Annotated in this window: 22 protein-coding genes and 4 pseudogenes; 5 read left to right on the top strand and 21 right to left on the bottom strand. The window is 58.0% G+C overall.

The features are described from left to right. A partial coding sequence (locus ACHH0Z_RS24300) for an IS3 family transposase (protein WP_326491880.1) occupies positions 1-91 on the top strand: 91 nt, incomplete at its 5' end. A gap of 199 nt (positions 92-290) precedes the next feature. Here ACHH0Z_RS24300 and ACHH0Z_RS24295 read toward each other — a convergent pair. From ACHH0Z_RS24295 to ACHH0Z_RS24215, 17 genes and pseudogenes are all read right to left on the bottom strand, one after another. Then, positions 291-1,442 (bottom strand): S1C family serine protease, encoded by a 1,152-nt coding sequence (locus tag ACHH0Z_RS24295; protein ID WP_032629948.1) that lies wholly within the window; start codon positions 1,440-1,442, stop codon positions 291-293. Positions 1,443-1,466: 24 nt separating this feature from the next. After that, positions 1,467-2,414 carry a zinc metalloprotease HtpX gene (locus tag ACHH0Z_RS24290; protein ID WP_023332903.1) on the bottom strand — a complete coding sequence of 316 codons (948 nt, stop codon included), beginning with the start codon at positions 2,412-2,414 and terminating at the stop codon, positions 1,467-1,469. Then, positions 2,392-2,889, bottom strand: coding sequence for a heat resistance protein PsiE-GI (gene psiE-GI, locus ACHH0Z_RS24285; RefSeq protein ID WP_001514138.1), 498 nt, complete (start codon positions 2,887-2,889; stop codon positions 2,392-2,394). Before psiE-GI ends, ACHH0Z_RS24290 begins: the two co-directional genes overlap by 23 nt. Then, complete coding sequence (gene kefB-GI, locus ACHH0Z_RS24280) at positions 2,886-4,601, bottom strand: heat resistance system K+/H+ antiporter KefB-GI (protein WP_023280940.1); 1,716 nt, start codon at positions 4,599-4,601, stop codon at positions 2,886-2,888. Before kefB-GI ends, psiE-GI begins: the two co-directional genes overlap by 4 nt. A gap of 3 nt (positions 4,602-4,604) precedes the next feature. After that, positions 4,605-5,045: a heat resistance system thioredoxin Trx-GI gene (gene trx-GI, locus ACHH0Z_RS24275; RefSeq protein WP_029039045.1), complete on the bottom strand. Its 441-nt coding sequence runs from the start codon at positions 5,043-5,045 to the stop codon at positions 4,605-4,607. After that, positions 5,035-6,180 (bottom strand): hypothetical protein, encoded by a 1,146-nt coding sequence (locus ACHH0Z_RS24270; protein WP_032664837.1) that lies wholly within the window; start codon positions 6,178-6,180, stop codon positions 5,035-5,037. Before ACHH0Z_RS24270 ends, trx-GI begins: the two co-directional genes overlap by 11 nt. A 79-nt stretch (positions 6,181-6,259) precedes the next feature. Then, on the bottom strand, positions 6,260-6,871 hold the full coding sequence (gene hdeD-GI / locus ACHH0Z_RS24265) for a heat resistance membrane protein HdeD-GI (protein WP_045408995.1): 612 nt from the start codon (positions 6,869-6,871) through the stop codon (positions 6,260-6,262). Between the two features lie 89 nt (positions 6,872-6,960). After that, a complete protein-coding gene (gene yfdX2 / locus ACHH0Z_RS24260; RefSeq protein WP_004118195.1) occupies positions 6,961-7,848 on the bottom strand; it encodes a heat resistance protein YfdX2 in 888 nt (295 codons plus the stop codon). 102 nt (positions 7,849-7,950) lie between these two features. Then, entirely contained in the window at positions 7,951-8,865 is a 915-nt protein-coding gene (gene yfdX1, locus ACHH0Z_RS24255) for a heat resistance protein YfdX1 (protein WP_032664836.1), read from the bottom strand. Positions 8,866-8,887: 22 nt separating this feature from the next. Continuing rightward, entirely contained in the window at positions 8,888-9,346 is a 459-nt protein-coding gene (gene hsp20-GI / locus ACHH0Z_RS24250; protein ID WP_001275372.1) for a small heat shock protein sHSP20-GI, read from the bottom strand. A gap of 87 nt (positions 9,347-9,433) precedes the next feature. Beyond that, entirely contained in the window at positions 9,434-9,625 is a 192-nt protein-coding gene (locus ACHH0Z_RS24245) for a hypothetical protein (protein ID WP_004118789.1), read from the bottom strand. Continuing rightward, positions 9,625-10,261: pseudogene (locus ACHH0Z_RS24240) on the bottom strand (ATP-dependent metallopeptidase FtsH/Yme1/Tma family protein); the annotation flags it as partial. The pseudogene ACHH0Z_RS24240 and the gene ACHH0Z_RS24245, both read right to left, overlap by 1 nt. Before the next feature lie 60 nt (positions 10,262-10,321). Further along, positions 10,322-10,513 carry a hypothetical protein gene (locus tag ACHH0Z_RS24235; protein ID WP_017146640.1) on the bottom strand — a complete coding sequence of 64 codons (192 nt, stop codon included), beginning with the start codon at positions 10,511-10,513 and terminating at the stop codon, positions 10,322-10,324. Then, positions 10,513-13,362, bottom strand: coding sequence for a heat shock survival AAA family ATPase ClpK (clpK, locus tag ACHH0Z_RS24230; RefSeq protein WP_004118798.1), 2,850 nt, complete (start codon positions 13,360-13,362; stop codon positions 10,513-10,515). Before clpK ends, ACHH0Z_RS24235 begins: the two co-directional genes overlap by 1 nt. A gap of 105 nt (positions 13,363-13,467) precedes the next feature. Then, positions 13,468-14,037, bottom strand: coding sequence for a small heat shock protein sHSP20 (hsp20, locus tag ACHH0Z_RS24225; RefSeq protein WP_000350436.1), 570 nt, complete (start codon positions 14,035-14,037; stop codon positions 13,468-13,470). Between the two features lie 34 nt (positions 14,038-14,071). Continuing rightward, entirely contained in the window at positions 14,072-14,353 is a 282-nt protein-coding gene (locus tag ACHH0Z_RS24220) for a helix-turn-helix domain-containing protein (protein WP_000643630.1), read from the bottom strand. Between the two features lie 221 nt (positions 14,354-14,574). After that, a complete protein-coding gene (locus ACHH0Z_RS24215; protein ID WP_001295708.1) occupies positions 14,575-14,838 on the bottom strand; it encodes a hypothetical protein in 264 nt (87 codons plus the stop codon). A gap of 14 nt (positions 14,839-14,852) precedes the next feature. On the opposite strand from ACHH0Z_RS24215, the gene ACHH0Z_RS24210 reads away from it, so the two are divergent. The 4 genes and pseudogenes from ACHH0Z_RS24210 to ACHH0Z_RS24195 all read left to right on the top strand — a co-directional run bounded on the left by ACHH0Z_RS24210 (position 14,853) and on the right by ACHH0Z_RS24195 (position 17,955). Further along, on the top strand, positions 14,853-15,116 hold the full coding sequence (locus ACHH0Z_RS24210; protein WP_004118209.1) for a transposase: 264 nt from the start codon (positions 14,853-14,855) through the stop codon (positions 15,114-15,116). Then, positions 15,073-15,177, top strand: a pseudogene (locus tag ACHH0Z_RS24205) (transposase domain-containing protein); the annotation flags it as partial. The gene ACHH0Z_RS24210 and the pseudogene ACHH0Z_RS24205, both read left to right, overlap by 44 nt. 227 nt (positions 15,178-15,404) lie before the next feature. Beyond that, positions 15,405-16,573, top strand: a protein-coding gene (locus ACHH0Z_RS24200; protein WP_120256988.1) for an IS3-like element ISEc52 family transposase whose coding sequence is annotated in 2 segments (ribosomal slippage) — positions 15,405-15,654 and positions 15,654-16,573 — 1,170 coding nt in all. Because the reading frame shifts where the segments join, the coding sequence is not laid out codon by codon here. A gap of 43 nt (positions 16,574-16,616) precedes the next feature. Then, positions 16,617-17,955 (top strand): annotated as a pseudogene (locus ACHH0Z_RS24195) (IS3 family transposase). A gap of 212 nt (positions 17,956-18,167) precedes the next feature. Here ACHH0Z_RS24195 and ACHH0Z_RS24190 read toward each other — a convergent pair. The 4 genes and pseudogenes from ACHH0Z_RS24190 to ACHH0Z_RS24175 form a co-directional block, all read right to left on the bottom strand. Continuing rightward, entirely contained in the window at positions 18,168-18,299 is a 132-nt protein-coding gene (locus tag ACHH0Z_RS24190; protein WP_255409921.1) for a hypothetical protein, read from the bottom strand. A 168-nt stretch (positions 18,300-18,467) separates the two neighbouring features. Continuing rightward, positions 18,468-19,813 (bottom strand): annotated as a pseudogene (locus tag ACHH0Z_RS24185) (ISNCY family transposase). Between the two features lie 206 nt (positions 19,814-20,019). Next, positions 20,020-20,505: a GNAT family N-acetyltransferase gene (locus tag ACHH0Z_RS24180; RefSeq protein WP_013087269.1), complete on the bottom strand. Its 486-nt coding sequence runs from the start codon at positions 20,503-20,505 to the stop codon at positions 20,020-20,022. Then, positions 20,493-20,759 (bottom strand): DUF1778 domain-containing protein, encoded by a 267-nt coding sequence (locus ACHH0Z_RS24175; RefSeq protein ID WP_007869691.1) that lies wholly within the window; start codon positions 20,757-20,759, stop codon positions 20,493-20,495. The genes ACHH0Z_RS24180 and ACHH0Z_RS24175 overlap by 13 nt, the downstream gene beginning before the upstream one ends. Positions 20,760-21,086: the final 327 nt, after the last annotated feature.

Genomic DNA, 21,086 nt, shown 5'->3' with positions numbered 1-21,086 from the left:
CGATTACATTGAAGTGTTCTACAACCGGGCCCGGCGCCACAGTCACCTCGGCGGCCTCAGTCCGGAGGCCTTCGAACAGGCCTCATCGTGAGGACAGAATTTGTCTACGGGCGTGGGGTCAGTCCAATCCGATCGTTTTTGATCGGTTCACCGCTTTCAAAATCAGCAGTGGCAGAAGTCAGCCGGAAATACAGGGCTACTTCAGACCATCCCTAGCTAGGGCTCGTAGTTCGGCGCAAGGCTGAAGTCGCTTGGCTGCTTCGCTGTGCAGATCCATGACCCACTTTCCATCAAACTCCCGGTCGTAGTTCCACAAGCATCTCGCGAGTCTTGCCGGCCCGCTCCACTAACAAGACCACAACATCTCCAACGTTCTTGTCGTCTAGCCGGGCCTGTAATGTGGTGACGTCGTCAACGGCGATACCGTCGATGCTGATAACGCGATCGCCGGGCACGATGCCGCCTGCGGTGACCTCGACGCCGACGAGCCCGGCCCTGTGCGCCGCCGAGCCCGGCGTCACGCGCAATACGAATACGCCCTTACTGCCGGTCAGCGCCTGCAGACGCGTGTTGAGCTGCTCATCCACCTCGATGCCCAGCGCCGGACGGATGTACTTGCCGGTCTTTATGAGTTGCGGCACCACGCGCATGACGGTATCGACCGGCACCGCAAAGCCTATTCCGGCCGAGGCGCCAGACGGACTGTAGATGGCGGTATTGATGCCGATCAGCCGCCCAGCCGAATCGAGCAGCGGGCCACCGGAATTGCCGGGGTTGATGGCGGCGTCGGTCTGGATCAGGTGATCGATGGCCGGGCCGCCCGCTTCTCCCGGCAACGAGCGGTCGAGCGCGGAGACGATACCAGTGGTGAGCGTCCAGTCCAGGCCGAAGGGGTTGCCGATAGCAAACACCTTCTGACCCACCTTGAGGTCGGCACTGGTGCCGACCGGCACGGCCGGCGGGCGCTTGAAACCGACGCCGATCTTGAGCACGGCGATGTCGTGCGCGGGGCTCGTCCCCACCAGCGCGGCCTGGTAGTCGCGGCCGTCGGCCAGTTTGACGGTGGCTTCGGACGCGCCCTGGATGACGTGGAAGTTGGTGACGACGTGGCCGGCGTCGTCCCAGATGAAGCCCGAGCCAGTGCCGCGCGGCACGGAGAACACGTTGCGCGTCCAGACATCGCGTACTAATTGCGCGGTGGTGATGTAGACCACCGAGGCGCGCGATTTTTCGAACAGTTCGATGGTGGTTTTCTCGTCCGCCGCCAGATCGCCACGCGCCATCACGGTGCGTTCTGCTGCCTCGCGCGGACTGAACCAGGCCTCGATGGCAGACAGAAACTGCCACAGCAGCATGAGCGCGGCAATACAGGCGGTGATGAAGAGCCAGCGCCGGACGAAGCGGTCCGGCGCGGGGCGTTGGTACGGGTCGAGATAGGCCATGAGACGTCTCCTGTTGATGGGCAATCAGCGCCACAGCCCGCTCGGGCGCCAGCGCGGTGGGCGCGTCGCCAAAGCGGATTCCGGCAAAAAATGGGGCGCGCGGAGTGGCAACGCTGATGCTGGCCCAGGCGCCAACGTCAGCAGGCGTGCGATGCGCTCTTGCGTTGCCGGACGCGTGCGCAAGCAGGAGGGCTCGGGATTGCCCCATCCCGGCCATAGCCAGGCACGCCAGGAGCGGCTGACCCGCTCGATTTTCGCCAGCGCGGACGCCAGCCCCTGCGGGTCGCCAGTCAGTTCCGCCGCAAGGCGGTCAGCGTCGAACTCACGCACGCGAGACAAGCCGAGCTGTGCGAGCAGGGCCAGTTGGGGCGATGCGGCCAATAACAATAGACCAGGCCAATAGACCTCCGCCGCGCCAACCAGCAGCGCGGGCAGGCTGAGCAGGATCGCGATCTGTCCCATAAGGGCCAGTAGGCACGTGAGGCGACTGACGGAATCCGCCAGCCCCATGATACGCAGATCCTCATTAGTGATGTGCGCGACCTCGTGCGCGAGCACACCCGCCAGCTCGCGTGGGCTCAGGCTGCGCAGCAGGCCATCGGTGAGGGCGATCGATGCCTCCTGCTTCGATCCGGTGGCGAAGGCGTTGACGACGGCACTGGGCACATAGTGCGGCACCGGCGTGGCGGGCAGCTCGCGCAACAGGGCCCACATCTCGTGGGCTTGTTGCGGGTGCAAGGCCCGTACGCGGTACAGGCGCAAGCTCAGCGCCGACGCGGCTACCGGGTCCAGCAGCAACGCACCTGCAACGGCAAACAGCGCGAGCCACAGGCAGCCTTCCCCAAATGGCAGTCTCCCTGCTGCGGCTGCGATCCCGACCAGGGTCAGGACCAACAGCCCGGTCTGCAGGCGGTTGAGCCAGCGGTGTTGCAAGAGCGCAGTGCGCGGATCACTCGGATGATGACGGGTCATGCTCAGAGGTCTCGGCGGCGCGGTCGCCGCGCTTGCGCAGCAGCCAGTAGGTCGCACCCAGAGCCAGCGTGGCGCCTGCCAGCGCGGCTATCTTTGCGGGGCTCGCGTCGGAGTCGAGGATCACGAACTTGCGGGAGAGTGCGATCACCGCGATCAGGACCACCGTCTTAACCTGGATGATGCTGTCCCGACGCAGCGCCACGCGCACGATGGAATGCTTGAACTCCATCGCGATCAAGAGCGTCATGATCATGCCGAACACGCTCTGGAATACCTTGTGGTCCAGGGGATTGAAGGCATCGAGAACCAGCAGCGTGAAGACGATGGAGATGAGCTGGAACAGCGACACCATGATGATGACGGCGATCACCGCCGACAGCACGAGCGCGACGACCTGCTCGAAGCGCTCGTAAAAACTCATGATGGCCAATTGGTCACGCAAGACCTGAAATGGGTTAAGGCGTTTTGATTTCATGACGATGAACTCCCTGGAAAACGGCTGCTGTCGAGACGGCGGCGCATTGCACTGATGTGTCCTTCAATCAACTCGGTCGACATGCCAAGCGTCGACATCACCTGTTCCGCCAGCCCAATAGCTGCGGCAAAGGATTGCTGATAAACGCGCACGTTAGGCATGGCGCGAAATGCATCGGCCGCGGTCGTACTTCTGCATGACACCCACAAGGTTAGCGCCGGACGGCGCTCGGCAATCGCCTGGGCGATGCGCAACGCTTGCTGGGCATGGGCGAACGTTAGCACCACCAAGTGCGCATGCGTCAAGCCGGCAGCCAGCAAGGTATCGGGCCGACTGGCATCGCCATGGAACACCGGCGCGCCGGCGGCACGCGCGGCCTCTACCTTCTGCGCGTCCGCCTCCAGCAGCAGATGCGCCACGCCGGCGTGGCGAAGAATCTCGCTGACTGTCAGGCCAAGCTCGCCCGCGCCGCAAACGATGACATGGTCTCGATATCGCGTCGTCTGCGCGGCGATCTCGACTTCTTCAGCCTGGGGTGGCTGAATGACGCCGCCGGTGCGGCTCAAGAACCGGGCAAGTACATCGTGATGGCGGATCAGTAGCGGTGCCAGGGCCATGCTGAGCACCAGCGCGACCAGCATGGGTTGGACGACGGTCGCGGGGATCAGATGCTGCTGCAAGACCGTGCCCAACAACAGCAGGGCGAACTCGCCGCCGTGCCCCAACGCTATGCCCGTGCGCCAGGCATCGAGGGCGGACAGGCGCGTCGCCCGCAAGGCCAGCGTATTGAGCAGGATCTTGACCGGTACCAGCACCACCAGCCACGCCAGCACCGCCAGCGGTGCCGAAAGAATCTGTGCTGCGTCCAGTTGCAGGCCGATGGTCACGAAGAACACGCCCGACAACACATCGCGAAACGGCCTGAGGTGGCTTTCCATGTGGTGCCGGAAGTCGCTCTCGCCCAGCACCATCCCGGCGAGGAAGGCCCCCAGGGCGGCGGATACGCCGACCGCGTGCGCAGCAGCGGCGGCAGCCACCACCACGCACAAGGAGACGAGCACGAACGATTCCTCGTGGCCCCGCCGCGCCACCCAGCCCAGCAGGCCATGCAACAGACGGCGCGAGACGAGGGCCGCTGCCGCGAACAGCAGCAGCACACCGAATACTTCGAGCAGCACATGCTCGATCTTCGGCGACTCGCCGCGCGCCCAGATCGCCAGCAAGGCCAGCAGGGGCACGCTGGCCAGGTCCTGAAAGACCAGCACGGCGATGGCACTGCGTCCGTGGCGGGTGGTGAGCTCGCCTTGGTCGGCCAGTTGTCGGCTGACCAGCGCCGTGGACGACATGGCCGCCGCAGTGCCGAGCAGCGCGGCGCTCTGGCCGGGCTGCCCCAGCCACATCAATAGCAGGATCAGCGGCGGGGCCACGGCGATCATCTGCAGAGCGCCCGCCATCAGCACCGTCCTGCGGGCGAGCCAGAAGTCTCCGAGGGAGAATTCCAGTCCGACCATGAACAACAGCAGCGCCACGCCCAGCTCGGACAGAAAGCTCAGCGTCTCCCCCGGCGCGATCACGCCGATGACTGAGGGGCCCAGTACAACGCCGACAGAGAGATACCCCAGCAAGGCGGGCACTCTGAACGCCGCCGTCGCCATCGCCGCCAGGCTGCAAGCCGCCAGCAGGATTAGCGTAGTGCCGAGCAAGCCCTGCATCGGTCAGCGTCCCACTTGCGTCGACGTCCAGCGCACGATGTCCTGCGCGCCCATCACGCCGGCCTGACGGGCGATCTCCCGCCCACCCTGGAACAGGGCGAGCGTCGGGATGCTGCGGATACCGAACTGCGCGGCCAGGTGGGGCTCAGCCTCGGTATTCACCTTCGCCAGCCGGATCCTCGGTTCGAGCTGGTGTGCCGCTTGCTGGAACTGTGGCGCCATCATCTTGCACGGCCCGCACCATGGCGCCCAGAAATCGACCAGCAGCGGCAGATCGCTGCGCTCCACGTGGCGCGAGAACGTCGCCGTGGTCAACTCGATGGGCTCGCCCGTGAACAAGGGCTGCTGGCAGCGGCCACAGTTGGGATGTTCCGATAGCTTCGCAGTCGGTACGCGGTTGATGGACTGGCAATGCGGGCAGACGAGGTGAAGCTCATTTTTCATGGTTCGCCTCCTTGGACCACAGTGAGGCTGCCTCGCTTCGGGTCACAGACAATGCCGACCAATCAACGCCTTGGAGCCAATCGTTCCCGTTTTTGCTTACTCCGGCCTCTTCCAGATGAGCAGCGATGAATGCTTCGGCCTGCATGAGCCACCTTCGGACAGCATCTTCCTTACTAGGAATCAGCAGGATTTCAGAGACGCTGCTGGCATTCAGCCCGTCCACACGGATAAGCAGAAAAATGCGCCGCCACAAACGCGGCATGTCCTTCAGCAGGTCAAATGCAAAAGCGAACTCGCTCGACCGATCAATCAGCTCCTCCTGTTCCGCGATCGTTGCGACATCGGGATGCTGACTGCCAGCGAAAATATCGGCCAGCTTGAGTGTGTCATCGTGCTGATAAAATTCGAAGATTTCCTCTTCCACCATGGCCTCGGCCACGTCTTGGGCATCCGGTTCGACCGGCGCGTCCAGAGAAACGAATTCGCCAAATTGCCGGCTGCTTGCCACTTCGTTATCCAGGACGGCGAACAGATGCTTCAAAAGACCGGTGTAAGCCTCTTTTTCCCCCGGCACGGATTGCCATTCCACCTTAGCTCGGACAATCGCTTCATCCACCACGTCGCGCAGCGTCGGATAATCGCGCGGTAAATCGCCGACGGCCCGCAGATAAGCCAGCTCACGCCTTGCGACAGCCTCAAGTTTCGACAGTAGAGGCATTCGGGTCACCTCGGCCTCATGGGCGGCTGATGCGGGTTTTGCGGCAATCCGCACCTTGAGCTCGCGCAAGCGCTCGCGTCGTGCTTTGCGCTTGATTTGATCCTGAGCATGCAGTCGGTCAAAATGCTTCTTGGCCTGACGGAACAACGACTGTGCGAGCATCTGCGCGAGGGGCGTCAGCTCGTCATGTGATGCAGTAACGCTGACAATCTTTTTGCCGGGCAGGTGCATATAGCCACTGGCCAGAAATTGCCGCTTGATCTTGTCGCGATCAAGGACGATTTGAAGTCGCGCTGAATCTTTAGTGTGTTTGTCGAGCAATGGCTTGAGGGCGTGCTCGATCACATTTCCCAAAGCTCTCTGCCAAGGTTCATGAAACTCTTTGTCGATAGCTCGATAGCTATATTGTATCTGCATGTATGACTCCTTCGATGTCATTTCTATGGAGGCATGAATCGAGGATGCTCATATCCATAGATTTTGGTTTGGCACGCTCTTACCCCAGGCGCGTTTTGCGAAGACTCCAACTCAAGAACAAAAGCGTGACGCCATAGACTGCCGCATGGAAACCCAACAGCCAGCCTGCGGCCACGAATGACTCGACCGGACGGGTAAAAAATATCCACAAGACGATAGCACCAAAGATAATCGAGAGCAGTCCACTGAGGGCAAGCCAGATTTCACCCTTGATTTCCCGACGCAGCCGAACGGCGGCGGATATCTCCAGCACACCGGTGAAAATCGCCCAGAAGCCCACGCTAGCCCATAAAAAAGAAGCCAAGACTATCGTGGCGACCCAAGGAGCAACCAGGACGACGACGCCCGTAAGTATGCCGACAATGCCGCTGAACAGCAGCCAGCCCCAGCGCTCTTTTTTCTGGATATGGCGCACCGCTGCAAACAAGTTGAACGCGCCATTGACCAAGGAAAATGCGCCGAACATGATGGTCATGGCCAACAGAGCCGATTGTGGCATCCAGAACGCGAGGGCTGCAAAAATCAATGCCAAGACACCGCGCAGCACAAAAAGCCACCAATTTTGGCTCAGCGAACACAGTGCTTTGGTGGGGTCATCCGCATTGGAATTGGCGATGGTGTCTGTGTTCATGCAATATCTCCTAAAGATCTATACAAAATAAAAAATCAAACACTCATGGGACAAGAGAGGGGGCGCTATGCGCCCCCTCTCCAGCGGTTTCAGAACAACCTGGACAGTTTTGCCTTGACTTCATCGAGCCAGCCTTTTCCGCAGCCTCCCCCTCCCGTCTTTTCCTTGATTTTCTTGAGTTCAGCGTACAGGGGCTCAAAGTCCTTCCTTTTTCCATAGCCCAGCAGTTCTGCCATTTCCAACTGCTGCCGGGCTTCGTTCAACAATGTCTCCAGGCGCTCATTGGATGCTTCGCTGCGCTGACCATCTTCTACCAGGGGCTCGGCGCGCTTCAGGAGCAGCTTCGCACGCAGGACGGGCAGCGGAAGCACGCTGCGCTCCTCGACCAGCGTGCTGAGCGCTGACTGCAGCGCGGCTTTGGCTTCTTCGATCTTGCCCTGATCGATCAGCGGCACGACTGCCTTCACGGCTGCGGGATAGGACGCCAAAGGGATGTTGGTGACCGTGATCACGATTTCACTGGCCAGCAAAGCCAGCACGTGGCGAGCCTGTTGCACCTCGCCATGTTTGAGGGCATCCAGCGCCTCGTCGGTCATCGCCTCAATGGTTTCCGTGTTGGCGAACAAGTCGTGCACGATGGTGCGCACATCAACGCCGGCCAGGGCGAGCGTGGGTTCGCGCGCGACGATCAGCTCCAGCTTTCCCGTCACTTCGGCCAGCGTTGCCAATGCGCGTGCAGTGTCCTTGCCGTCAAGTGCGGCCAGCGCTGATTTGGTCAGCGACAAGGCCGAGACTGCCTCATCGAGGACTTGTTTACGTTTGTCTGCCGCCTGCGAGTCCGTTTCTTTCTGAACCTCAGGCTGTACCTCCGTGACGACTTCAGGCTTGGACTCTGGACTGACAGGAAGGCTGCTTACCGCGGCCTGTTCGTTTTTTCCTTCGTTCGTCGCATTGGGATTCGGTGTTTGCTCATTCATGGTGATATGCCTCGTATGAGATAGTGAAAATAGGCGAATCTATTGGGGCTGAATGCGAACATCGCGAGACTGACCGACAGAGCAGTCAGCCCCTTCATCACCTCAAAACAGCTTTTGGATGCGCGTCTTCAACTCGTCGAACCATCCCTTGCCGCTTTTGCCACCAGCCGACTTTTGCTCAATGGACTTCACCTGATCGAAGATGGGTTTGAAGTCCGCCTTCTTGCCATAACCCAGGATCTGCGCCATCTCGATCTCCGTGCGCACGGACGACAGCAAGGTGCTGAGCTCCTCGTTCTGCTTGGCATCGCGCCTGTCGGTCTCGGCCAGCTTTTCAGCTTTTGCCATCGCGGCTTCGGCCCGTAGCACGGGCAGAGGAAAGGCGACCGAGGTCACCACCAGCGTGTTCAGTGCTCGGGCGAGTTCCGCTTTGGCGTTGTCGATCTTGCCGCTGTCGATGAGCCGTGCGGCCGACTTGATCGCTGCCGGGTACGTTGCCATCGGAAGGTTGTCGGTTTGGATTACGATTTCGCTGGCCAGATTGGCAACGATGGGCCGGGCCTTTTGCACCTCGCCATCACCCAACAACTCCCGAGACAACTTGACCGCTTTCTTTACCGATTCCACGTTGGCGTGGATATCGTGGGTGATGACGCGTACATCGACCGGCGCCAAAGCAAGTTTGGCGTCGCGTGCCAATACCAGTTCCAGCTTTCCGCTGGCCAGTTCCAGCGCAGCAAGCGCCTCCTGGGTCTTGTTTGCATCAAGGAGGGTCAAAGCCTCCTGGGTCTTGGTGAGCGCCGTGATGGCGTCTTGAGTGAGCTCGGCACGCTTTTTATCGGCTTCCCGGGCGGCCTTGTCATCTACCTGTGGCTGTGCCGCCTTGGATGCGGCAGAGGGTGCTGCAGCACCTGGGCTAGAACCTGCCGCCGATTGGGCCAGAGCCGGTCCGCTCAGTCCGACGACGACCGCCAGGGCAAGTGCGGAGAAGGTGTATTGTGGCTGTTTGATATTCATGATCTTGGGCTCTTGATTGAAGTTAGTTGACTGAGATTTCAATCTGTTTCGGTTTGGCTTGCTCGGCCTTGACAAGCCGCACTTCCAGCACGCCGTCTTTCATGGAAGCCGTCACCTTGGTCGGATCAACGTTGTCAGGCAAGACAAAGCTGCGCACAAAGCGGCCATAGGCACGTTCGATGCGGTGGAACTTCTTGCCCTGCTCCTCTTTTTCCAGTTTGCGCTCGCCGCTGATGGTGAGCACACCGTTTTCCGCGCTGACGCGCACGGCATCCTTGGGGACCTCCGGCAGATCCAGCTTGAGGAGGAATGCGTTCTCATCCTCGCTGATGTCCGCCATTGGAGCCCAGTCCGCCGTGGTCATGGCTTCGTTGCCGGTACGGGCGCCCTGTCGCTGGGGTATTCGTCCGAACATCGTCGCCAGGCGGTTTTGCAATTCATCCAGTTCCCGGAAGGGGTCCCACGGAGTCAATGCAGACATATCGGTTCTCCTTGAACAATGCCGACGAATTGGATGACGCACTGAACAGAGCCGTCGGTTTACTCTGAATGGCACCTACTACTGTTTTCAGTTCCGAACAAGTCCTTGAGTCAATTGACGGATATCGCTTTCGTCGAGCGTTTCCCGCGCCAGCAGCTCGCGCGCACAGCGCTCCAGCACCGCGCGGTTGATGTCGAGTATCCGGTAGGCGCGCTCGAACACGCCCATCACGATGTCGCGGATAGCCTGATCGATGCGCGCCTGGGTCGATTCGGCCACCCGGCAACAGCCTTGGCCAGCAATGTCTTGCCGGTGCCCGGTGGGCCGACCAGCAACACGCCCTTGGGAATGCGCGCCCCGAGACGGCCATAGTCCTGCGGATTCTTCAGGAAATCGACGATCGCGACCAGCTCCGCCTTGGCCTCATCCCCCCCCCGCCACATCGGCGAACATCACACCGGTGTTCTTTTCCACGAACACCTTGGCGCGGCTCTTACCGATGTTGAGAAACCCGCCCATGCCCTGCTTCTCGGCGAAGCGGCGGAACAGGAAGAACCAGACGCCAAAGAAGGATACCGCTGGCAGGATCCACGACAGCACATCGCTCAGCCAGGTGCTCTCCAACACGCGGGCATAGGGTACGTCGTACTTCGACAGGCGATCGGCAAGATCGGGTTCGGCCCTCGTTGCCACGATCGTCGTCTTGCCCCGGCTGTCCGGCGACTTCAGGCGCCCGGTCACCGTACGATCCGACACCAGCACTTCGGCCACGCGCCCCTCGTCCAGCGCCTTCTCGAACTCGCTGTAGGGCACCGGCTCGACGGTTTTCGCCGTCTGCCAGTAGCTCTGCAAACTCAGCAACAGCAGGAGGGCAACGATCCAGTAGCCGGTATTCCATTGATTCTTTTTTTCCATGGACCGTGTTCCTCGAAAGTCGAGTTGCCAGAGGATCAGGTGAACAGACGGGCCGCACCGTCACGCAAACGGATGGCCAGCGAGCGGGAGGGCAGTGCCGCCGCTGATGAGCAGCCCCCACGGCGTGGCCGACCGCGGATCACGCTTGTAGACGACCGCGTGACCCGCGGCCACGACCGCCACCGCGATCGATGCCAGGGAGGCTGCCCATGCCAGGCTGATGGAGTCGGACACGGCAGCCTCGCCCGCCATCAAGATGCGTCGCTCGCCGACTTCTTCTTGCTCGAGTCTTTGCCAGCGTCGCCGTGCGGCGTCTCGGTCGCCTTCGCGACATCCGGCTGCTCCGGCTCGGCCGGGGTCTGCGGTGGCTCTTTGCGTTCGAACACCACGCGTTCGGCCTTGTCGTCCCAGCGTGCGCTGGCGTGATCGCCCTTGCCGATGCCGCCACCGAGCATCTCGCGCGCCAGCGCAGTTTCCAGCTCGCTGCGGATCAGGCGCTTGAGTTCACGCGCACCGAACTCGGGCTTGTAGCCTTCTTCCGCGAAATGGTCGATCAGCGTCTGATCGAAAGTGAGCGTCACGCCCTGGCTGGCGGCGCTGCGCGCCACGCGATCGAGCTGCAGGCCGACGATGTGGCGGATCTCCTCCTTGCCCAGCGCATGGAAGACGATGATCTCGTCGATGCGGTTGAGGAACTCGGGCCGGAAGTGGCCGCGCAGCACGTCCATGACCTCGGCCTTGGTCTTTTCGTACTCCTCGCCAGCCGCCTCACGCGCCTTCAGCCGTCGCTGGATGATGTCCGAACCCAGGTTGGACGTGGCGATGATGATAGTGTTGGTGAAATCCACCACCCGGCCCTTGCCGTCGGTGAGGCGACCGTCGTCGAACACTTGCAGCAGGATGTTGTAGACGTCAGGGTGTGCCTTCTCGATCTCGTCGAGCAGCAGCACGCTGTAGGGCTTGCGCCGCACCTTCTCGGTGAGCTGACCGCCTTCGTCGTAACCGACATAGCCCGGAGGCGCGCCCACCAGCCGCGCCACGGTATGGCGTTCGCCATATTCCGACATGTCGATGCGCAACAGGGCGTGCTCATCGCCGTAGATCGATTCGGCCAATGCCTTGGCGAGCTCGGTCTTGCCCACCCCGGTCGGGCCCAGAAACAGGAAGGTAGCCACCGGTTTACTGCCTTCGCGCAGGCCGGCGCGGGATAGCCGCACGGCATCGGCCACGGCACGGACCGCCTCGTCTTGTCCCACCAGGCGCTCGTGCAGCCGTTGTTCCAAGTGCAGCAGCTTTTCGCGCTCTTCCACCGTCAACTCGTTGACCGGGATGCCGGTCAGGCGCGAGACAACCTGCGCCACGTGTTCCGCCTTGACCTCGGCACTGCCGGAGGCCCGCTCCCGCTCCCAGTCCTCGACGAGCTTCTTGAGCTCGGCCTCCTTGGCTTCGATGCGCTTGCCGAGCTCGGCGGCCTGGTCGTACTGCTTGCGCGCGGCCACGTAATCCTGTTCACGCCGTAGCTGGTGCAGTTCGGACTCCAGCTCCTGCACGGCCACCGGCCGGGCCGTGGCCGACAGCTTCACGCGCGCGGCCGCCTGGTCGAGCAGGTCGATCGCCTTGTCCGGCAGGAAGCGCGCCGTGATGTAGCGGTCGGACAACTCGGCCGCCGCGATGATCGCGTCCTCGGAGATGCTGACCTTGTGGTGCGCCTCGAAGGTGTCGCGCAGGCCGCGCAGAATCATGATGGCCTGGGCCACCGTCGGCTCGGGCACCGTCACCGGCTGGAAGCGCCGCTCCAGTGCGGCATCCTTCTCGATGTATTTCTGGTACTCGTTCAGCGTCGTGGCGCCGATCAGGTTGAGTTCACCGCGCGCCATCATCGGTTTGAACACGTTGGCCACGTCCAGCCCGCCTTCGCCACCGCCCTGGCCGGCACCGACGATGGTGTGCACCTCGTCGATGAACAAAATCAGCTCGCCCTGGTGCTCGGTCACCTCCTTCAGCACCTTCTGCACGCGCTCCTCGAACTCGCCGCGATATTTGGCGCCGGCCACCATGGCGTTGATGTTGAGTTCCACCAGGCGCTTGTCGCGCAAGGTCTCGGGCACTTCACCCGCCACCATGCGCTGCGCCAGCCCTTCGACGATGGCGGTCTTGCCCACACCCGGCTCGCCGATCAGCACCGGGTTGTTCTTCTTGCGCCGGGCCAGCACCTCGATGGTGGTTTCGATCTCCTGCGCGCGGCCGATCACCGGGTCGAGCTTGCCGTCGCGCGCCATCTTGGTCAGGTCGCGCGAGTACTTGTCGAGTTCTGGCGTGTTGGTCGGCGTCTCAGCGCGGCCATCCTCGGCGCCCTTGCCGACCACCTTGCTGACCTGTTGGCGCAGCGCCTGCGGCGTCAGGCCGTAGCGGCGCAGCAGGTTGGCGGCCAGCCCTTCGCCTTCCTCGGCCAGACCGATCAGGAAATGCTCTGGACCGACATAAGAATGGCCGAGTTCATTGGAGGCCACGAAGGCGCGGCTGAGCGCATCCTTCACGCGCGGCGACACGCCGATCTCGCCCTCGAAGGGCTTGTCCCCGCGCTTGGCCTCAGACTCGATCTGCCGCTTGAGGTCATCGACCTTGATCTTGAACTGACCCAGGATGGTCTTGACCACGTCGCTGTCGGCCAGCGCCAGCAGCAGATGTTCGGTATCCACCTCGGAGCGGCCAAATTCGGCAGCGTGTTTGGCGGCCTCCTGCAGCAAGGCTTCCGACTGTTCGCTGATGCGGCTGGCCAACCCACTGCCGCGACGGCGCGGCGCACCCGAACCTGCGGTGGCGGGCTCGCCAAACGAGGCATCGACCACGTCATCGGTATCGGCGGCAACTGGCGTCGCGTCTTCGCCGATGCGGAAGAAGTCACTGCCGAGGAAGTCCTCGAACAGGCCGCTGCGCGAGCCGAACAAGGCTTCCAGCGGCGAAACGGTGCGCTTTTGCTGGCGCACTAATTGCCGGTAATGGTCGTCGCACAACAGCATGGTGCTGTTACGACCGTTGAGATTGGCTTCCACCCGCACGGTGGCGGGTTGGCCGCAGACCTGGCATTGTTTTCTGGCCATGCTGATGCTCCTGAGAAGGTTGACAAGGTTGAGGCGACGAGGCATCGCGAGCCGCGACTCCTCGTCTCGTGCCGGGTTTTTCTTGTGACGAACGAGCCGGCGACGTCAGCCGTTGATCGGGATCGAGCGTCCCTGCTTCGGCGCGCTGACCTCGCGCTTGTCGATCGTGACCGTGAGCACCCCGTTCTTGAACGATGCCTTGATCGAATCCTGGTTGGCGTCGTCAGGCAGGTTCAAGGCACGCTGAAAGCTGCCGTAGGAGCGCTCCACACGGTGGAAGCCACCTTCCTTCTTCTCCTGTTCCTGGCGCTTCTCGCCACGCACCATCAGCACGTCGTTGTCGAGAGTTATCTGGATGTCCTTCTCCTCGACACCGGGCACTTCCAGGGTAATCTTGTACTGCTTGTCGGTTTCCTGGATGTCCAGGGCCGGCTTCAGCATGCCCGACCAATCGGATGGCCACTGCGGCATGTTCAACGCCGGAAAACCGAAGCCCCGGAATGCGTCATCGAACAGCCGGTCGATTTCCCGATGCAGTTGCAGGATCGGGCTGACTGGCCCGCTCGCCGCTGGCAGGTCATTGCGCTGCACCGGCAGGGAAGAGGCGGTCTGCTGCTCTTGCTGCTCGTTCTTGAACCAGTTCCAGGGAGCCAACTTCTTGAAATCGATGTCCATGTCATACCTCCAGAAAAATTGGAAAACGAGTTACTCAAGCCCTTTGCCTGCTGCGACGGGCAGTGCGCCCAGGCGACACGGGCTGCTCGGATGACTTCTGCTGTTCACGCTTGCGCATCACCTCCTTCTTTGCTCCGGCTCGGGTCTGATCATTGATGCACTGATCGATTTCACTTTGACGAAGCCGCCACGTCCCGCCCACCTTGAAAGCCGGAATTTCCCCGTGTGCGGCGAGCCGATAAAGCGTCCGCTTGCCGACTTTCAAGTACGCAGCCAATTCATCGAGCGTGAAAATCACCTGTAGGTGCGCTTTCATCTCACCCTCTCCAATCGCGTCGCTTTGCGGTTCCGGCCAAGGAAATCCTTGCAATACTTTGTAATATTAGACCCACTATGAATAACTTCAAGAGTCAATGTGCAGCGTTCTCCCGCCCCATTGATGCAGGTCAACTGCTCAGGCAAGGCACAGGGGGGCGGCCTGATCAGGCAATGGACAGCGCCTGGCTCCTCAGCCTGCGTGTGCCACAGGCGCCTCGATCAAACACCGATCCTCACGTTGTAGCCGAGTGCCCGCAGCCCCTTGCTCGTCTGCATGTTCCTTGGCGGAAACTCGTCTGGGCGCGCCCAGACGACGATTTCCCCGAGGCTGCTCAGGCCAACGTGCGGAATTGCCCAGTCGTCGCTGCGGATCGCGTTCCAGAGTCGGGCCGAAACACTTCCGTTACCCCAGACAACGTAGTTCAACAGTATCCGTCCGGCCAACACACCTTCCCGACACCGCCGCCGAAGGCCATGGCCCATCAAGCGGATTTTCCATGCGCCCTCAGCGCCGTACCTACAGCAAATCTTTCAAGGCTCAGGTCATTCAGGAGTGTTCTGAACCCGGTGCCTCCATCGCAAACATCGCCTTGGGCTACAGCCTCAATGCCAACCTCGACCACAAATGGATTCGGCTGCCTACCCAGAAAACCACGGCTATCCAGCCAGCGTTCATCCCGTTGCCTTCTCAAATGCTCGGCGTGGGTTCGCATACTCAAGCGCGCTGCTGCGATCATGAGTTTGATCCAGTCGGCCCGTAATAATGGGCACGATCCGTATGCCTATCTCAAGGATGTGCTGACACGGTTGCCGTCCCTGTAACAGCCTGAAGTTGACCTGGGTAATCAAATACCGGTGTAGTGATTAGGAAACAGGGCTCGGATAACATCATGGCGCAGGTCATTGAACCTACTAACGACGCCGGATATATGGTCGCAAACCACATCGAACTAGTACTTGCATCACCCGGGGCGTCCTGAAGTGGTTTACTGAATTTGGCCACCTGAACAGAGGTGATATGCTCACCTCAGAACAACACAGGTGTCATAATGAAAAAAAGAAATTTCAGCGCAGAGTTTAAACGCGAATCCGCTCAACTGGTCGTTGACCAGAACTACACCGTGGCAGATGCAGCCAGCGCTATGGATGTCGGCCTTTCCACAATGACGCGATGGGTGAAACAATTACGTGATGAACGGCAGGGCAAAACACCAAAAGCCTCCCCCATTACCCCGGAACAAATTGAAATCCGTGAGCTCAGGAAAAAGCTACAACGTATTGAAATAGAAAATGAAATATTAAAAAAGGCTACCGCGCTCTTGATGTCAGACTCCCTGAACAGTTCTCGATAATCGGGAAACTCAGGGCGCGTTATCCTGTGGCCACTCTCTGCCATGTGTTCGGGGTTCATCGCAGCAGCTACAAATACTGGAAAAACCGTCCTGAAAAGCCAGACGGCAGACGGGCTGTATTACGCAGTCAGGTACTTGAACTGCATGGCATCCGCCACGGCTCTGCCGGAGCAAGAAGCATCGCCACAATGGCAACCCAGAGAGGCTACCAGATGGGGCGCTGGCTTGCTGGCAGACTCATGAAAGAGCTGGGGCTGGTCAGTTGCCAGCAGCCGACTCACCGGTATAAGCGTGGCGGTCATGAGCACGTTGCTATCCCGAATCATCTTGAGCGACAGTTCGCCGTAACGGAACCAAATCAGGTGTGGTGCGGTGATGTGACCTATATCTGGACGGGTAAGCGCTGGGCGTACCTCGCCGTTGTTCTCGACCTGTTCGCAAGAAAACCAGTGGGCTGGGCCATGTCGTTCTCGCCGGACAGCAGGCTCACCATGAAAGCACTGGAAATGGTATGGGAAACCCGTGGTAAGCCCGTCGGGGTGATGTTCCACAGCGATCAAGGCAGCCATTATACGAGCAGGCAGTTCCGGCAGTTACTGTGGCGATACCGGATCAGGCAAAGTATGAGTTGGCGTGGAAACTGCTGGGATAACAGCCCAATGGAGCGCTTCTTCAGGAGTCTGAAGAACGAATGGGTGCCGGCGACGGGCTATGTAAGCTTCAGCGATGCAGCTCACGCAATAACGGACTATATCGTTGGATATTACAGCGCACTAAGACCGCACGAATATAATGGTGGGTTACCGCCAAACGAATCAGAAAACCGATACTGGAAAAACTCTAACGCGGTGGCCAGTTTTTGTTGACCACTTCATGTGGACAAATTCCTGGACCTTCAGGAGTTAATTTATGCATTCATACGAGGACCGGATTCGGGCCGTCGAACTCTATTACCGGTACGGAAAGAATGCCTCCGTTGTCGTCATGGAGCTGGGATATCCTTCCACAAAACAGCTGGGCCGTTGGGTTCGGATTTATGAAGAGAAGGGCGATTTACCCAGGGAATTAAAACCAAGAGAACGCTATTCACGTACACAGAAAATTGCTGCTGTTGAGCATTATCTTACTCACGGTGGTTGCCTGTCGTACACTCGCCGAGCCATCGGCTACCCCAGTAACGAAATTCTAAAGCGCTGGATTGAAGAGTTTTACCCAAATGCGCGTCCCCTGGTCATTCGCTCAGGCACAAGCAAATGCTTCAGCCCGGAAGAGAGGTCTCAGGCCGTCCGGGAGCTCTGTAACCGACGTGGAACCGCGCGTAAAGTTGCACAAAGCATAGGCGTCAGCGTCCCGGTCCTGTACAAATGGAAGAAAGACCTTATCAGTGACGAGGCTTATCAATCCATGCGCAAACGAAAGGCAGCCCCTCAGGATAAAAATCAGGATACTTTACTCGGTGAAATCCAGCGTCTCAGGAAGCAGGTTCATCAGCTGCAGCTCGAACGTGACATACTGACAAAGGCGAATGAACTGATAAAAAAAGATCTGGGCATCAGCTTTCTGAAACTGAAAAACAGGGAGAAAACCCTGATAGTTGATGCCCTTAAGAAAAAGTACCCCGTTGCTGAGTTGCTAAGCGTTCTGCAACTTGCCCGCAGCTGTTATTTTTACCACAAAGCCAGCAAACGTCTGTACGATAAGTATGCGGAAATACGCGTGATCATGGCCGATATCTTTGAGGAGAATTACCGCTGTTACGGCTACCGGCGCCTTCACGCGATGCTTCGCAGTAACAACAGGGTTATTTCTGAAAAGGTTGTCCGCAGACTGATGGCAGAAGAGCAGCTCGTTGTTAAGCGCACCAGGCGACGACGATATAACTCTTACTGTGGCGAAATCGGTCCGGCACCGGAAAAATACGCTCAACGAACATGATAAACCGGTGATACACAGCGATCGTGGTGGCCATTACCGGTGGCCGGGCTGGCTCGAGCGTATCAACACCTCCGGACTTATAAGGTCCATGTCGCGCAAAGGATGCTCGTCGGATAATGCTGCGTGTGAAGGCTTCTTCGGGCGTATCAAAAACGAAATGTTCTATGGCAGAGACTGGGCGGGTATCACGCTGGAAAAATTTATCTGCTTCCTGGACAGGTACATACGCTGGTATAACGAGAAACGTATCAAGCTATCATTAGGTGCAATGAGTCCTGTGAAGTACCGGCAGCATCTTGGGATCACAACATAACAGTCCAGGAAAACATCCGCAGCCCCAAAAGTGACATTACTAAATGGTTCTAACAAAGCCTGTTATTGCAAGATTAAAATGTCACCTCATTTAGCCAGTTTCAAATGTCACCTAAAATAGCTTGCAGAACGAAAGGGAAGATAGTTTTTGCAGAGGAAAGCAGGCATGAATGACGTCCATGCCTGTGATTGAGAGGCTATATCAGTAAGCTGTTATTCGCCTTTTTTATGGTCGTGTTCCTTCAGGCCGGGATGCTTTGGTTTATTCTCCGGCGTTACACGCTGACGTTTATCTTCTTTTCCAGTTGATTTAGCGATTGGTTTTGGACCAGTTTTAATGCCCATAAAAATCTCCTGAGTGAAAACAGATTTAAACTTGCATGCTGTGGTAGTGATACCAAGATTGTAATGAGGGTTACCAGTCATAAAACCAACCGGCGTCTTTTCAGAAGTTTGCACTTCATCACATAGCGGTGGTTAAATTCGCTACATAAGCCCAAAAAGAGCAGGGGACTAACGTTTCAGGCTGGCCCTGAATTCCGCTGGGTTTGCCAGCACCGGATTGATAGCTCTTACTTGTTCCTGCACCCGGGCCTGTGCCCGCCTTTTAGGCATCTTCTTGCTACGGTCCCGTTTCCCGTCCCGCTCCAGTTCGTCCATCTTGTCCTGAGCGAGTTTCAGAACAGCCCCAAGACGCTTGTTATCAACGATTTGCCCCTGGTCGACACATTCCAGTTTGTCGAACACCTGATATTTGAGTGAACGGTAACCGTATTTGAATGCCAGCGTGCCGTCCGGATAGTCGAAGACTGTTATTTTTTCGCCAGCGATGCGAGTATTTTCTTCACTAGGTTCAACCAGATATATCATTTTGTCATAGCGGAATGTCAGCGTTTTAGACAGCTTACGCAGTTCCTGCCAGGCAAAGATATCATCCAGCTCTTCGTTGCTTTCAGCCACGGTTCGGTGCAGATCTTTGGGGTATTTTGCTGGTCTTGCGAAGCGACGATTGAAGTCGGCAATGAAGGTATCCAGCCAGGCGTTGGCTGCTTCAATACTGCTGATTCCCTCGAGACACATATCCTTGGTAAGCCGATCCTGAAGTGTCTGATTTGCTCGCTCTACGCGGCCTTTAGCCTGCGGACTGTTGGCACAAATCAGTTCGATCCCCAGTTCAGAAAGCACGCGGCCAAACTGGGTAACACCGGTTGTGGTTGAACCACCATTATTGACCCTGAAAATGCCGTGCTTGTCGCTGTAGAACGCAAGGGGCTTGCCGTGTTGCTCGAGATACTCGCGGGTGGCCATCATGTAATCAAAGGCTGATTCAGTCTCACCAAAGCGAAGGTGCATCAGGCGACCAGTCGCGTCATCAATAAAGACGAGCAGGCAGCATTTGGGGGCACGTCCTTCAAACCAGTCATGCGGGGAACCATCGATCTGAACAAGTTCTCCGAGGCAGTCACGCCGGTATCTGGGTTGATGAACACGTGGCCTGCGACGTGAGTATGGGACCCAGAGTCCTCAGCCGTCATCCATTTTCTGAGCGTTTCAACAGACACCGTGATGTTATGGCGTTCGCGCAATTTTCCTGCGGCAAGCGTTGGTCCAAAGTCGCTGTAGTTATCGTGAAGTAAAGAAAGTACACGCAGCTTCAGTGACTCAGGAAGCCTGTGATTACCGGGGTGTCCACGCCGAAGGTTTGCCAGACCTGCGGCACCAGACTCACGAAAACGGTTCATTAACCGCTGTGTCTGACGTTCGGTCAGAGCAAGCTGATGAGCAGCATCACGACGGCGCATGCGTTTATCAACAACTGACTGAATGACGTTGATCCGGCTGAGTTCTTTATCTGACATGGTCACAAGCATCCTGATGTCTCCATGGCCTGAGGATTGGATCCTTTATGCCAGAAAAAGTGACATCACTAAATGGGTTAAAAGTGACATCAGAATATTGCAGTTACAAAGCCGGTTCGCATAACAAAGATTATGTTAAATTCAATAGTAAAATCATTATAAATCAATATCTTAAATATCGAACAAGCCCCTTTCTTCCTCAAACCTCACTGTGGTAACTTTAAAAACAATGTCCGTTCCTGAGTTTGTGATGCCTTAAAGCCATGGTGAAGATAAAAGTTTTTGGCTTCTTCAGTCAGTGCATGAACCATAATCGCACGGACTCCTATATTCTCAGCTACACGGTAACAGCGCAGAACTGCATCATGCAGTAAATCGGCCCCGAGCCCTTGGCCACGGTATGAAACATCAACTGCCAGGCGAGCAAGTATGATTACGGGAATTGGATCTGGCATATTGCGCCTGAGGCTTCCCATTGCTTCCACGTGGTTAACGCTGCCGGTGGCCAGAGAGTAAAAACCGACAACCTGTTTAGTGTCTCTTTTACAAACGACGAACGTTCGTGCTGCACCAAGAGCTTGGTTTTTTAATCCCCTCTGTTTAAGCCAGTCATCAAGTACTGCCTCACCACTGACGAACTCTGCTAGTTGATGGGAGCTGGATAATGGTTCTGGTGCTGTTACACGTCCCACTGAGGTTTCCTTGCCAGAAGTTTATCAATAGCCGCCTCATCCGAAACCGGTGCATCGAGCATATCGATAAACTCTGCATACTGCTCATCGTTAAAATTAAATACGCGACGATCGAGGATCACATTCTCCGCAGCCTGACATGCCATTTCCAGGATGAAGTCCGTGCGTGATTTATGGAGAATCTCTGCTGCAGCATCAATAAGTGCTCTTTGAGATTCTTTAGCTCTAAGGTTGAGCTGAACATCTGATTTCATGAGTGCGCTCCTTGTATAGCGATTGCTTTACAAGCATATCATATGGATTCTGTATAGCAAAAGCTATACGGTTTTTTAAGTGCAGTGAACATACGAAAGAGTCAACTTGCAACTATTAGGTAAAGCTCTTCCTCTAAATTATTTTCCTTGCTCTGGCCTACCAAATCAAACCCAACGCCCTGAATTTACTGCGTGCGATGCTAGACTGGCCCCATGAATCTCCAGACAGTTGGTATCACTTAAGTTAGTGATAGTCTTAATACTAGTTTTTAGACTAGTCGTTGGAGTCCGAATGATTGATGTTTTAGGTCCAGAGAAGCGCAGACG

It is taken from the genome of Enterobacter cloacae complex sp. 2024EL-00227 (assembly GCF_043945315.1).
GTDB lineage: Bacteria > Pseudomonadota > Gammaproteobacteria > Enterobacterales > Enterobacteriaceae > Enterobacter > Enterobacter roggenkampii.
This window is presented reverse-complemented; position numbering and strand designations above follow the sequence as displayed.